Here is a 13,835-nt window from a genome sequence, read left to right as displayed (position 1 = left end):
GCCCCGAACGGCGGCGCGGGCCAGTTGGCTAGCCCCACACTACCGATGTATCGTTGGATACGGGGTCCATGGCGCGAAGCGAGCGCATAGCGTACGAAGAGACATTCGCACTTCGTGCGAACGGCGTACGCTTCGCAGTCCGGCCCAAGCCATGATTGCCGCCACGCTAAGGTTGTGGCATCAGCATCGTCGCAGACGAGTTGGCAGCGATGTACAACAAATTGGGGGACCTGCCCGTGAGACCCACCAGGAGCCATACATTATGAGCATTTCGTCGCAGCAGTACTTGAAAGTTGATAAACATATCGTCGGCGGTCTGATTGAGGTCGTATCGACTTTTCTGCAAGATAATTTCTCGCCCGGCGCGGGCAATACCGAGGATGCCGAACTGGTAGTCGACGCGCTACGCGTCGTGCGGCCGGGTGTCCGTGAGTTCGGAGCGCTTGAAGGGATGCTCCTGATGTCCCGTGGAAGATGGGACGAAGCGATCGATGTGTTGGAATTGGTGCTGCGAGAAAGGCCAAAATTTTTATACGCGAAAGCGCTGCTTGCGCTCGCGTTATTCTCTCGTGGCGACTCAACATGGCGTCAACTCGCGGACGAGATCGACGATTCGGATGCGGGCGAGGACAGCCGAAGCCTTGTGCGTGCGTTGCGAGCGCGGGCCGATCTGCATGCGGCCATGGAGACGTACCACAAAACAGGTAAGTTTACATTACCTGAATCGTGCGCTACGCAAATGCAAGAACTAGAGCAGCAAAACGCGGCATCGAGTAGTAGCGAGCCAGCCAATGTGAGCACTGAATTTATTCCCAGTGCCAATTTTCTTAGACTGTAGTGTTTCCATACAACATGGAGCAGCGACATGAACCAGCCGCTTCACATGATAGATGTATCGACTACCGTAGATCCGGCTCAGGACGCTGCCAAGACAATGCCTTCGCCGGAGGCGATCGGTAAATTTCAGGCGCTGATGCAGCAGGCCAGCGCCGAAGCGCCCACCGCGGGCCCGAGCGACGATGTCACGGCGCTTAGTAAAATCGTTGGCGCGCGCGATGTGCAGATGGAGGAATTGTTCGACCATGTCGAGGCTATGCAGCACTACGGGGGACAATTGTCATTACACGAGTTGATAACGGAAACGAATTTGATGATGGACAAGATGGCGCGGTTCCAAGCGGATACGACTATTATGACTTCCTTCTTGACTTCGACAAAGGGTTCTGTCGAATCGTTGATGAAGAATCAATGACGCATGTCGACGCGACAACGAATCGCCGTGATACGGGTTGGTCGGTTAGTGTCAGCCCTGCTTGTTTGCGTCTCGTTATGGGGTTGCCATAAGGAGCTGTACAACAATTTGTCCGAACAGGACGTTAACGAGATGATGGTCGCGTTGCTTGAGCGCGGCGTCGATGCGTCCAAGAATACCGAGGATAACGGCAAGACATGGTCATTGAGCGTCGACGAAGCGGAAATTGTGCGTGCAATGGAAGTGCTGCGCGCACGTGGGTTGCCGCACGCTAAGTACGATGACCTTGGGAACCTGTTTAAGAAGGATGGACTGGTTTCCACGCCAACCGAGGAGCGTGTACGGTTCATTTATGGCTTGTCGCAGGAGTTGTCGGACACGTTGTCAAAAATTGACGGTGTCGTCGTCGCTCGAGTCCAAATCGTACTACCGAATAATGACCCGCTCGCGACGCAGGCCAAGCCATCGTCTGCGTCGGTATTTATCAAGTATCGTCCTGATTCTGATGCGGCGGCACTGGTGCCGCAGATCAAGACACTTGTAGTGCATAGCGTCGAAGGGTTGACGTACGAGGCTGTCAGTGTCACGGCAGTACCGGCGGATCCTCTAGACCTGTCGCGTATTCCGAAGAAGCAGTCCTACGTGCTGCCTATCGTCGCGGCAATACTGTTTGCCATAGTGCTGCCCGTGGCTTGGTGGCTGTGCCGCAACGGGGCACGTAACGGTCGCAGACTGTTCGGGGGATTGAGCAAGCGACTGCGTGGACGATCGAATCAAGATAGTGCAGCACCGGCTCCGTAACCGCTATGGCTCCGATGACGCCATTCGACCGCGCTGCTGCGGCAATCGGTGCGTACAACCGTAACCTGCGCGATGCGATCCGCTGGGCGCACCCGTCATGGCTCGCCGAAGCGCTGGGCGTTGATGTCAGCGCCATTGAGCGGTGGTGCGTCGTGTTGTCGAGCGCGCCGCGCACGCGGTTGGATACAATCTCGTTAGCATTATGGCGTGCCAGCGGTGTGTCGATGCCCGATATCACTACATTCATTGCACCAAGCGCCGCGATGCTCGACGTCCTTCCACCCGAAGATGGCTTACGCATGTTGCGGGCGCGTGCACTGTTGTTCCGTGGCGCGCAGGTTCGCCGCTTGATTGACAAAGGGAGCCGGATGCGTCTGGTTGAATGGACCGGGGTCCCGCTCGACTCCATTCTTCAGGCCTCCCCTGGTGCGCCCGATACCGCAGCGTTTGCCCTAAGTGGAGCGATGCCTTCGTTGGGCGAAATGGACGCACAGACATTGGCGCAAGAAGGCTATTTCCTGGTGGCCCGGGACGAACGCGATAGCACTGTTTTGAACGGGCCATGTGCACTGTTGCGACTTGCATTGCCACGCGATGCCGTGCCGCCGCGGTGGCTCGACGCGCGTGCGAGCGGACTGGACAAGCAAGGAACACGCAATCTGTTAACGCACTTGCCCATGTGGTTGCCGGAGTGGAAATGGCTATTTGGCTGAGGTCGCCGTATCGATTGCCAGGTGAGTCTGCGGCGCGCGTTGGAGCCGCGAGCGACGTTATTCCAGCCGAGGAGTTTGGGGCGCTGCTTACTATTGAGCAGGCCTATGCCCGGTTGAAAGCGGACCAGCAGGAGGCGATTGAGCGTGCAAAAGAAGAAGCGAGCGCTCTGATTGATACGGCGCGAGAATCCGCCCAGCAGATACTCGACGAGGCAAGGCGGGAGTATGAGACAGCGGCGGAACGTGGATATCGTGAAGGGGAACAGCGTGCTTTATCAGAGTGGATGGAGCGCCTGGCGGAGTTGGCCGACAGCGAGCGGCGGATGCAGGTGCGTATGCGTGAGCGGTTGGCTCAAATTGTCACCATCGGCATCGAACGTATTGTCCAAGTGCAGCATAGCGACGCCCTGTTCGAACGAGCGTTGGAGGTCGTCGACAGAATCGTGGAAGGAGCAGCCTACGTTCGAGTGGTCGTCAGTGAGGTGGACCACGACAAGGCCTGTATCGCATTTGAACGGTTAGCGGCACGGTGGCGGGAAATGGGACGTCCGTTTCCGCTGACAGTCATTGCGGATCGCAAGCTGCCTCCCGGTAGCTGCATATGCGAATCTGATTTCGGTTCTATAGACGCGAGCCTTGCCACTCAACTACGGGCGATGCGCACGGCAATTACACGAACACTGAAACGCTCGTTGATTGATATTGAAGACGCAGACCATACGGGGGACGGCGTCACACAATCCGCAGGCGAGCCGGATAACGCGTGCGATGACAGTCCCCTGAGCGGCGAGGATGGGCACGATGCTGTCGAACCAAATGCGTCGCTGCACGCCGCGTATGGTGACCCAGAAGACGGCGACACGGAGAGAATCGGCGACACGCAGGAAGTCGATGACACGGAAGACGTCGATGGTACGGAAGAGAATGATGCAGAAGACCCACTCGTGTTGGACGATGGCTTCTTGGCCCAGCCAGATAGCTACGAGGATGAGTACCAACGCGACGAGGATACCGGCGATCCGATAGACGGGGAGGGGCGGACCATGGGTGCAGCGTCGGGGCAAGATCGATGAATCGCGTGCACAACATTGACGCGGCTGTTGGCTTCGGATATGAGAAGGCGCTTGAATATGACGCGCATCGCTTAACCGATGCAATCGAGAAGGCAATACTGTCCACCTCGGCGATCGCTCGCAGTGGCAAAGTGCTGGAGGTCATTGGCACGCTTGTAAAAGTGGGCGGTCTCGACGTGACGCTCGGCGAACTATGTGAGCTGCGCGCGGCCGACGGCAAGCTGCTTCAGCATGCGGAGGTGATCGGCTTTACGCGCGATGTCGCATTGTTGTCGCCGTTTTCCCGGCTTGCAAACATATCGCGCTCGACTCAGGTGATCGGGTTGGGACGCCCGCTGTCGGTGCCGGTTGGGGACGTATTGCTCGGTCGTGTGATAGATAGTCTGGGCCAGCCGATCGATGGACTTGGGCCGATCGAGTCGGACGATGAGCGGCCGATTTTCGCAGATCCGCCTGACCCGATGAGTCGGCGCATGATCGAGCATCCACTGGCCACCGGCGTGCGCGTCGTCGACAGCATGATGACGCTTGCTGAGGGACAGCGTATGGGCATTTTTGCACCTGCGGGCGTGGGTAAGAGTACGCTGCTCGGTATGTTCGCGCGTGGCGCGCAATGCGATGTTACGGTCATCGCGCTGATCGGTGAACGGGGCCGCGAAGTACGTGAGTTTGTCGAGCTGATTCTGGGCGAGGACGGAATGGCACGGTCGGTGGTCGTATGCGCAACGTCGGATCGATCATCGATCGAGCGCGCGAAGGCGGCGTATGTCGCCACGGCAATCGCCGAGTATTTCCGCGATCGCGGTCAACGCGTGTTGTTGATGATGGACTCGCTGACGCGCTTTGCCCGAGCGCAGCGTGAGATCGGACTGGCAGCAGGCGAGCCACCGGCGCGACGAGGTTTTCCACCGTCCATTTTCGCAGAGTTGCCGCGGCTCCTGGAGCGCGCCGGCATGGGTGCGACCGGCTCGATTACGGCGCTATACACGGTATTGGCAGAAGATGAGAGTGGTAGTGACCCGATTGCAGAGGAGGTGCGCGGTATCCTGGACGGGCATATGATCCTGTCGCGCGAGATTGCGGCCAAGAACCAGTACCCGGCCATCGACGTGCTTGGAAGCTTATCTCGCGTGATGTCGCAGGTGATGCCGCGTGAGTATGTGGAGGCCGCCGCGCACGTGCGGCAACTGCTTGCAAAACACCGGGAAGTTGAGATGTTGTTGCAGATCGGCGAGTACCAGCCGGGTGGTAATCCGCTTGCCGACGAGGCGATTGCCAAAATTGACGCGATTCGTGAATTCCTGGGCCAGCGGACCGACGAGTGTGCTGATCCTGGCGATACGCAGGCTCGCTTGTTCGAGCTGGTAACCAATTAACGGGTACGCCATGCCAGTGGCTGATCGTCGAATTACTGCGTTGCGCCGGACAGTGGCTCGTCGCAAGCGCATGGAAGACGAGTTGCGCGAGACGCTCGCCCGGCAACGTGACGAACAGGCGACGATTGCTAGAAGCTGCGACGACAAGCGGGCTCAAATCGAGCGTGAGCAGGACGTGGTGCGTGCCAACGAGGACCGCATTGCACAAATGATGACGGGCAGCAGTTGTTTTTCGATTACAGAAATGCAGGCTTCGATGCGGTACATGGATCTTGTAATGGATCGCATACGGGTAATGCAGCGCGAATTTGCCGGGCTCGAACAGCAATATCGGGATAAAACCGATGAAATCTCCCGTACAGTTCAGGCCATTGCGAGGAACCGCGGACGGATCGAGGTGTGCGACCATCGCATCAGCATGCTGCGCCGCAAACTCGACGAACTGGCCAACGACATGGTTGACGAGGAAGCGGAGGAGGCTGCGCTGGCGCGCAACCGGATCAATACACAATCGGGAACGAATCGGCGATGAATGAGCTATTGAAAGTTTTCGGGGAGCAGCACGAGGCGATCCATGGCTATTTGGCGATGCTTGGCTTATGTTCAGAGCGCGCCTTCATTTTGTTTTTCATGTTTCCCCCAACCGCAGACGGCGTTCTTCAGGGTGTTGCGCGTAATGGCGCTGTTTTGTTATTCAGCTCCTTCATCGCTTACGGCCAGCCCGTATCATTCTTTGAATTGATGTCGGGCTGGATGATGGTTGAAGTCTGCATACGCGAGGCACTGATCGGCCTCGCGCTCGGTTTTTCGGCATCCATTGTATTTTGGGTCGCGGAAAGTGCCGGAACCTATATCGATGACTTGACCGGTTACAACAATATTCAAATTACCAACCCGGTACGTTCCGAGCAAAATACCCCGACCGGGACGCTGTTGATGCAGATCGCAACCGTGGCGTTTTGGACACTCGGTGGCATGCCGATTCTGCTTGGTGTGCTGTACGACTCCTATAACTGGTGGCCCATTACCTCCCGTACGCCGGTAATGGACAATATTCTTGAAAGTTTCGTATTACATCAAACGGATACACTGATGCAAATGACGGCAAAGCTCGCCGCGCCGATCATGTTCATTCTTTTGTTAGTCGACCTTGCGTTCGGCTTCGTGGCCAAATCCGCACAGAAACTGGAAGTAATGCAACTGAGCCAGCCGGTCAAAGGGGCATTGACTGTATTGATGCTGGCATTGTTCGTCGGTATCTTTGTCGAGCAGGTGAGAGGCCAACTCGTGCTTGCAGGATTGAGGGACTACATGCGCGAGCTGGCGCACGGACTGCGGTGAAAAAAGAGAGGGCCATCGACAAACACACCTCTGGCGTCAGTAATATCCAGGCAGAAGCGGCCCGATAGCTGTGCACAGGAATGCATCGACACGTCAACCGTTACCACCGTAGCTGATTATCAATTCAGCGACCAGACTGGCCACCTCTGCATCGCGGTGGATGAAGCCGGCTGAATTCGCCTGCTGGGGGGCGGACGATTCAGCCCATCCCAAAAGGCCTGAAAGCCATATGAAGCTGCTGCTGAAGCTGTTGCATCATGAGATTAACCTGCATATCGACCATCATGACAAACTGCATAGCATTAAGGCTCTCCTGCACTTTGCTTCTGTGGCTGGCGGGTAAAGCGTCTGCTGCCTTGTGGAGATCGTCTATAGCTGTGTTCTGGTCACTTTCGGGCAGAGAAGAAACGGCTCTGCTTGCGAGGCTGCTCAGCACATCGGCTCTGCCCCTGGCAGGAAGCTTGTCGCTTGCGTCGAAAACTTTGCGGAAGGCCGCTGACCGCTTATCTGGCGGCAGCATGCAGATTTGACTGGCAAGTTTGCTTAGTACGCTAGGCTGATCAACGGGCATCAACTCGCCGATCGCTTTGAAAAGCTTATTGAAAGCATTTTCTCGGTCTTCCTCGGGAAGGTGTTCAATTTGAGACGCAAGAGGCAGCAGCGGCTCTTGCCGGCATGATCGGGAGAATTTTTGAATTTCATCCAGCGCAGTTTTAAATTGGTTAAAATTTTTTACCTTGGGAACGTGTTTAACCGCTAACATGCCGCTTCTAACATCCTCGCCAATGACCGGGACAAACCGACGAGTTGTTAAGAGGAGATTCTGACGGTCTTCAGGTGGCACAAGGCGTGCAATTGGCCTTAGTAGCTCATTGGGCATATTGGCAAGCCGGGATGCCGAAGGGGACGCCAGTGTGCGGGCTGCCGATGGCTCTTGCGCACCGTTATGCGTAGTGGTCTCGGAGCGATTTAGGAAGGATCGGATGGATGAGAGTAGCGGATTCATTGCATGCTCTTGTAACGAGAAGACTAGATCTAACCGCCTAAGCTCTTATCTTGTTCTCCCGCTTACGAAGCGGTAGCGAATGAGCCGAACAAGCTCCGCAGAACGCTCTTAGCGGCAGCATCGCAAAACCCGCCGAATAAGCAATGCTATCGAAGAGTTAAGCTGCATTGATCGAGCGTGGGGTTACAAGGGCAAGCCAGCACCGGCATTGACCCGGCCACTGGCGTGCGGCGATCAGCACCGCCATCACCTCGCCATCGCGCACAGCGCGATAGTGACATGAATATGCATACGTACTTGCGCATTCGAACGGCAAAAGCCAGCCGGCGGCCCGTTATGGCGGAAACAAGAGCACGCGCGGCCCGGTGGCAGACTATTTCACCTCACACGCAGACATGTCGAGCTTGCAATTTGCCTCGGTTGCTTGCTGCGCGACATCGTTCGCGGCGCCGCCCGGCGTGACGGGTGGCTGGCCACGCCGATAGAACAAATAAGTCGCCGAGTACGGCACATAGAGCGCTGTGCGCTCGACCGTGCACACCGGATCCGGCGGCAGCCCGCCCGACGTTTGCACGCGTTGTATCGACGTGATGTTGGCGAACCTGCCGGCTTCTCCGGGCTCTGCGGAGGAATGGACGGCGGTCAACCGTTGCCACGGCAGCGTCGATGCGCTGATTATCTCCTGCGCAAGCAACCTTGTCACGACGTAGCTGCCATCGGTTGCTATGAAATATCCGCCCGGTGATATAACTCCCGCGCTGTGGCGCGACGCATCGACCAGTGTCGCCAGCGTTCCGGTGGCATGCCAACTCAATTGATTACCGTTGCGTTGGCATACATACGTTTCATTCCCGTGTACGCGGAAGACTTCCTGCAATACCTCGACTGGCTTGGCTTGAAGCGAGGCGGGCAGCGTGCTGTTCGACGGCGGCACATCGGGCGCCGCACAAGCCGCCAGCCCTAGCGCACAAGCGCCCGACACCAGTATGGTGGCGCGTTGGCCATGCACGGCTGGCCGGCTCGTCAGCTGCCTGTCGTTACCGCTTGACGGGACTCGATGTGCCCGCGCCCATTTTAGAAGACATGTAAGAGGATTCACCGTGCGGTATCCGTCAAGATCGGCTGGAAAGAACTGAAGTACAACGCTATCGGGCCGCGGCCGATAGACGCCACGCGAAACGATGAATGACCAGGCGTAGTAATGGACTGCTGTCTACAGCCCGCCGGCGGAGGTTCCGATATGCTCTGTGCCGTTGTCGCGTGCCTAATTGCGCGGAAGAATTTCAACAGTCCTCAAAATATAGCAGTTTGGTCAGATTTGTTGAAAATGTTGCAGGATGGTTCGACTAGATTCCGATATGTAAGACCCGCAAGGGCGCTTGTAATGACGTCGTGCGTCAGGCCATGAGGCGCGCGCATATTGGAGTCTCACGATGCTCATAACACCGTATTTCCCGTTGGCTGCAGCCCTGTCGTCGAAAAACGTGCCGGCCGAGTTCATGAACAAGTTGATCGAAGCGAATCTCACTGCCGCAGGTGGCCAAGCAAGCCGGTGGGGCGAGGATGAGCGCGAGGATCAACAGGTCGCCGGGCTGCTGCAACTGCATGCTGATATGCAAATGACGCTGGGTATCGATGACGAGGCAGAAACGTCGTATCGGCGCGCGCAGCGCGCGGTGCGGGAGTGTGCTCATGCAGTGCGGGCCGCCTCTTGTCGCAATGCTGGCTGGCAAGCGCTGTTCCGCTGCCGGCTGGCGACGGCGTTGTCCTGCTTTGTCCGCCTGGTCGACGACGCGGAGTTGGATCCGTTGCAGCGTCTGGAGGCTCAGTTCGGCCTGGTGTGCGCATTGCACGAGCTTGGACAGGGCCGCTTCCTGCGCGATGCGATCAAGCAGCTGATCGAGCTGACCGAGGAGGCCCCGCCCGAGGTGGCACAGCGCTGGCAGGAGGTTGTGCTGACGCTGCGTCTGGATATCGCGGTGCAGCGCGAGTTGAGGTTATCGTCCCAGCTTGGTGACCACGCCTACTGGCTGTCTGGCGCTGTTGACGAACGATCGCTTGGCAGCCGTGACTCCGGTGCGCTGATCGAAGCGCTGGAGACCGATGCGCAGCGTGTTCAGATGCCGTTGCTCAAGCAACGAATCATGTACTTGCGCCACTTGCGACTGTTGTCGCACGGCGTGCGCGACGCAATGATGAATATCCAGCAACACTTGGACTGGGCGGCGCGTAACGGATTGTCCGAGTATGGGCGATCAACCCGGATCGAGATTGGATTGGCGGCGTTGCACGCAGGCGCGCCCCAGCTTGCTGAGTCGGTGGTGGAGTCGCTGAACCGTGTTGACTACGTCTCCAGCACCGGACGCCGGCAAATCGATTATCTCTATTGTCTTGCCAAGATCAGGCAAAGCCAGGGTAAGGTCAACGAGTCGATGCAGTACTACACGCGCTATGCGGTTGTCTCAACGCAATGCCTGCGGGACGACTCCCAGGCGTTGGTGTCGTTCTCCAGCCGTGCGACGCCCCAGACGGGCCAGCTGGACGACATCAGTGCGCGGCTGCCGGCCAAGTACCGGCGGGCGTATCGATACATGCAGGAAAACCTGAACCGGCATGACCTATCGGTGCGCGAGATCGCCGCGGAGGTCGGCGTGACCGAGCGGGCGCTGCAAAGTGCTTTCAAGAACTTCCTCGGATTGTCTCCAACCGAATTGATTCGCCGCCAGCGCATGGAGCGCATCCGGGCGGAGCTGTTGAGCGACTCGCTGGAGAGCGAACGCAGCGTGCTGCGCATCGCGAACAAGTGGGGCGTGCAGAACCGGTCGACGCTGGTGAGCGGGTATCGGAAGGAATTTCAGGAAGCGCCGTCGGAGACGCTCGACCGGTAGACGAATACCCGTCGATCGCCGTGCGTGTCCGACCGTGGGTGAAGGATCCATGCAACCTTGACAACGCGTAAATCGATGACAACAATGAACTGGATGCAGACAACCCGGGGTGTGGTTTCAGCAGGCGCGGGCACGATGCGCAAGAAGCTGGTGTGTGTGGCATGCATTGCGTCGCTTGCCCTGTCCGCCACGCCGGCCTTCGCCGATGACATACCGATACGCTGGCACAGCCGGATGGTCCATGTGTCCGTGGAGGGCAAGGATATTAAGGATGTCCTGCGAGACTTTGCGTCTAGCCAGGGTGTGCCCGCAACGATATCCGGCGATGTTCACGGCAAGGTCACGGGCCGTTTCGACATGCCGCCGCAACGATTCCTCGAGACCTTGGCGTCGACCTTCGGATTTGTCTGGTTCTACGACGGAACGGTGTTGTCGATCAGCGACGCGAGCGGCGTGACACGGCAGGTCGTCCAGTTGCAGCACGCGAGCGTCGACGACTTGAAGGCGGCACTCGATCGACTGCGGATCACCAATCCGGCCTTCCCGTTGTCTTACGACGATACCCGCAATACGGTACTCGTCAACGGGCCGCCTCAGTATGTACAGCTGATCGCCGAGGTGGCGCGGCGAGTCGATGCGGCCGTGGCGCGGCAAGCCGGCTCGCAGGTACGTATTTTTTCACTCAAGCATGCGTGGGCCGCCGACCATAATGTCGAGGTCGACGGACAGCGCTATGTCGTTGCCGGTGTGGCCAGTGTCTTATCAGGGCTGTACCACCCTGAGAGCAAAGCGGCGCTGGGCGGATCGGGAGACGGCTCGCAGAGCGGCTTCGCAAAGGCTTACATGCGGCGCGTCGATCCAATGGCTGACGCCGGCGGCAATCTCGGCGGTACGGTAGCCGGCGGCGGACCGAACGGTCCCACGGTGTTGATGCCCCCCTTGCCGGACAACATGCCCACGGGTACGGTGTCGCCAGGTCTGGCTGGGCTGCTGGGCGGGATCGGCTCAGGCAGTCGTACCGCGGGTGGGGGCATAGCCGGGCTGCCAGGGCAAGGCGCGGGCGACTATGGTGGCGGCGCCGCACGCTATACGGCTGGCTTCTCCAGTGACCTGGGGCCGGCTGCCGATACCGCGTCACTACCTGTCATCCAGGCGGACGAACGTACCAATTCGGTGCTGATCCGCGATTTACCAGAGCGCCTGGCCCAATACCAGTCGCTGATTGACGCGCTTGATGTCAAGCCACGGCTGGTGGAAATCGAGGCTCACATCATCGAAGTTGACGATGACGCGCTCAAGCAGATTGGGGTGGACTGGCGGGCACACAACAGTCATGTCGATTTGCAGACCGGCAATGGTTTGCACAGTCCCTCGTCATACGATGGCACCCTCAATCCCACATTTACGTCCAGCGGCAGCGACGGCACGACCGTCATCAGTACCGCGCCGCTTGGCGCGTCCCTGACGGCTGTGCTGGGCAACGCCGGGCGCTACCTGCTGGCGCGGGTAGATGCGCTGCAAAGTGCCAATCTCGCGCGTATCGACGCAAGTCCGAAGGTCGCGACATTGAGCAACGCGGAAGCTGTCATGGATCACAAGACACGCTTTTTCGTGCGTGTGGCCGGCTATACGTCGGCAGACCTGTACAGCGTGTCCACGGGTGTGTCATTGCGTGTTCGGCCCTTGGTCGTGGAGGAGGACGGGCGTACACGGATCAAGCTGGAAGTTCACATCGAGGATGGGCAAGTGACCAATCAGTTGGTAGATCATATACCTGTTATCACGACTAGTACCATCAATACCGAAGCGTTTGTAGGGCAGAACGAAAGCTTGCTGATAGCGGGATACCGAACAGACTCCTCGTCCAACCTCGAAACGGGGATACCGCTGTTGTCTAAGATTCCGCTGATCGGCGGCTTGTTCCGATACCGTAGCGACCAGCGCAGTCATATGGAAAGGATCTTCCTATTGTCACCGCGCATCATTGAGTTCTAGGAGCGGCGCCACGGACGCCGGGCACTGCCATTCGTGCCTGGTGTCGAGCACGCATTCCACCGTCGGATTGACGCCGTCGTGGCGACGTAAAACCTTTTCGTCGTCGAGCGACATATGGGCCGTGGCAAGCGGAGCCTCGAGGGGGCCGCCTATCATCGCCGACGTCGCGGTATCAGCCTCGATGGATTCAATCCGATAGCCATGTGCATACATGGTGCGCAGACGCAGGCCATGCGTGCCGTGCAGTTCCAGCTTCTTGCGCAGCTTGTAAATATGCTGCTCCAAAGTCCGGCCCACGATGTCCTCGGAACTGCTCCATACCGCGCCGGCGATTTGCCGACGGCTGACATATTCCCCGTAGTGTGAAAACAGCAGCCAGGCAATCGCAAACTCTCGTGGTGTCAGCCGTACCGCGTCGCCGTTGACGCGAACAATGCAGGTATTCGGATCGAGACGATAAGGGCCGCACTCGATTACGCCGGCATGGTCTGTACGACGGGCGACATTGAAGCGCCGGATCGCCAGATGCACCCGGAGCAACAATTCGCGTGGATCGATGGGTGTGAGCACAACATCATCCGCGCCGGCGTCCAACACGTGTACGATACTCGCCCGGTCCTCGAGCGCTCCGATGACGATCAAGGGCGCGCGACGGTCCGCATAGCAGGCCCGGCGCGCGAGAAATGGGCGTAAAGGGTTAATTCCGACGGCTGAGTCGACCAGGATGGCGTGAAATTCCTCACGATAGGCTGCACGGGCGAGCGCCACATCGTCGACGAACTGCTGGCATGGCTCGTCGTCGGCCTCGAAGCACGCTTCGATGAATTGGAATAAACCTTTATTCCCGGTAAGAATGGCAATTCCCATTTCTTCTCCAGTAGATTCTTAATTGAACCGCTTTTCGCGACTGGCGCTATGTCAGAGAGCGGGCAGGGATGCGACATTCCGACTGTACGGCAATATGAGTGCCAACTATGTAACGCGTTGTTTCAAACAAGCGAACGTGCATTGCTTTATCCGCATTGTAGGGGAGTTGTCATAAGAGTGCGGTCCACCATTTGTCTCGCTAAGCGGAATTCGAATTTTTGAGATTTGGAGGAGCGGCGCGCCCGTTGGTATTATTGGGTACCGCTATGCAGACCCTCCCCAAGCTCATGCAGCCCGCAAGCCCAGCGTAGCGGTAGTGTGATGGCTGTCACAGCGGACAGTACAGCGGATAATGGTTTACGGGAAGCTTACGCTAAATTGATGTGTATGAATTTTGAAAGGATATTGTGATATTCATACCAGCGATATATTTTGACGCCTTAAACCTACAGCCTACTGCAGGTATGGCATCGGCATGGGTATCGCGCCATTAGAGCAATTACTCTTTATTGCGAGACGTGGA

At 57.9% G+C, this 13,835-nt stretch carries 13 protein-coding genes; 10 read left to right on the top strand and 3 right to left on the bottom strand.

Translation table 11 applies throughout. From position 1 onward, the window contains the following. The first annotated feature begins 262 nt into the window (after window positions 1-262). Genes KPG66_RS16380 through sctT form a run of 8 tightly spaced genes read left to right on the top strand, consistent with a single transcriptional unit; the run spans window position 263 to window position 6,556 of the window. A complete protein-coding gene (locus KPG66_RS16380; protein WP_237071524.1) occupies window positions 263-838 on the top strand; it encodes an HrpB1 family type III secretion system apparatus protein in 576 nt (191 codons plus the stop codon). Between the two features lie 27 nt (window positions 839-865). Beyond that, window positions 866-1,252, top strand: coding sequence for a type III secretion protein SctI (locus KPG66_RS16375; RefSeq protein WP_237071523.1), 387 nt, complete (start codon window positions 866-868; stop codon window positions 1,250-1,252). Window positions 1,253-1,255: 3 nt separating this feature from the next. Continuing rightward, window positions 1,256-2,053, top strand: coding sequence for a type III secretion system inner membrane ring lipoprotein SctJ (gene sctJ / locus KPG66_RS16370; protein WP_237071521.1), 798 nt, complete (start codon window positions 1,256-1,258; stop codon window positions 2,051-2,053). 14 nt (window positions 2,054-2,067) lie between these two features. Next, complete coding sequence (locus KPG66_RS16365) at window positions 2,068-2,766, top strand: type III secretion protein HrpB4 (protein WP_237071520.1); 699 nt, start codon at window positions 2,068-2,070, stop codon at window positions 2,764-2,766. Continuing rightward, the gene (gene sctL / locus KPG66_RS16360) at window positions 2,751-3,839 is read left to right on the top strand and encodes a type III secretion system stator protein SctL (RefSeq protein WP_237071518.1); all 1,089 of its coding nucleotides are present in this window, start codon (window positions 2,751-2,753) and stop codon (window positions 3,837-3,839) included. Before KPG66_RS16365 ends, sctL begins: the two co-directional genes overlap by 16 nt. Next, window positions 3,836-5,215: a type III secretion system ATPase SctN gene (gene sctN / locus KPG66_RS16355; RefSeq protein WP_237071516.1), complete on the top strand. Its 1,380-nt coding sequence runs from the start codon at window positions 3,836-3,838 to the stop codon at window positions 5,213-5,215. Before sctL ends, sctN begins: the two co-directional genes overlap by 4 nt. Before the next feature lie 10 nt (window positions 5,216-5,225). After that, the gene (locus KPG66_RS16350; RefSeq protein ID WP_237071515.1) at window positions 5,226-5,747 is read left to right on the top strand and encodes a type III secretion protein SctO; all 522 of its coding nucleotides are present in this window, start codon (window positions 5,226-5,228) and stop codon (window positions 5,745-5,747) included. Further along, window positions 5,744-6,556: a type III secretion system export apparatus subunit SctT gene (gene sctT, locus KPG66_RS16345; protein WP_237071513.1), complete on the top strand. Its 813-nt coding sequence runs from the start codon at window positions 5,744-5,746 to the stop codon at window positions 6,554-6,556. Before KPG66_RS16350 ends, sctT begins: the two co-directional genes overlap by 4 nt. A gap of 199 nt (window positions 6,557-6,755) precedes the next feature. On the opposite strand, the gene KPG66_RS16340 is transcribed toward sctT, so the two are convergent. Both KPG66_RS16340 and KPG66_RS16335 read right to left on the bottom strand, forming a co-directional pair. Then, complete coding sequence (locus KPG66_RS16340) at window positions 6,756-7,562, bottom strand: hypothetical protein (protein ID WP_237071511.1); 807 nt, start codon at window positions 7,560-7,562, stop codon at window positions 6,756-6,758. Window positions 7,563-7,935: 373 nt separating this feature from the next. Next, window positions 7,936-8,571 carry a DUF3455 domain-containing protein gene (locus tag KPG66_RS16335; RefSeq protein ID WP_237071510.1) on the bottom strand — a complete coding sequence of 212 codons (636 nt, stop codon included), beginning with the start codon at window positions 8,569-8,571 and terminating at the stop codon, window positions 7,936-7,938. Between the two features lie 424 nt (window positions 8,572-8,995). Between KPG66_RS16335 and KPG66_RS16330 the strand changes: the two genes are divergently transcribed. Then, complete coding sequence (locus tag KPG66_RS16330) at window positions 8,996-10,450, top strand: helix-turn-helix transcriptional regulator (protein ID WP_237071508.1); 1,455 nt, start codon at window positions 8,996-8,998, stop codon at window positions 10,448-10,450. A 135-nt stretch (window positions 10,451-10,585) separates the two neighbouring features. Beyond that, the gene (gene sctC, locus KPG66_RS16325; RefSeq protein WP_442929463.1) at window positions 10,586-12,445 is read left to right on the top strand and encodes a type III secretion system outer membrane ring subunit SctC; all 1,860 of its coding nucleotides are present in this window, start codon (window positions 10,586-10,588) and stop codon (window positions 12,443-12,445) included. On the opposite strand, the gene KPG66_RS16320 is transcribed toward sctC, so the two are convergent. Next, window positions 12,422-13,213, bottom strand: a complete 792-nt coding sequence (locus KPG66_RS16320; RefSeq protein ID WP_237071507.1) for a response regulator transcription factor — start codon at window positions 13,211-13,213, stop codon at window positions 12,422-12,424. The genes sctC and KPG66_RS16320 overlap by 24 nt on opposite strands. Between the last annotated feature and the right edge of the window lie 622 nt (window positions 13,214-13,835).

The sequence above is a fragment of the Mycetohabitans sp. B2 genome (assembly GCF_021733735.1).
Taxonomy (GTDB): Bacteria; Pseudomonadota; Gammaproteobacteria; order Burkholderiales; family Burkholderiaceae; genus Mycetohabitans; species Mycetohabitans rhizoxinica.
The sequence above is the reverse complement of the archived record's forward strand: the minus strand, read 5'-3'. Positions and strand labels throughout refer to the sequence as shown.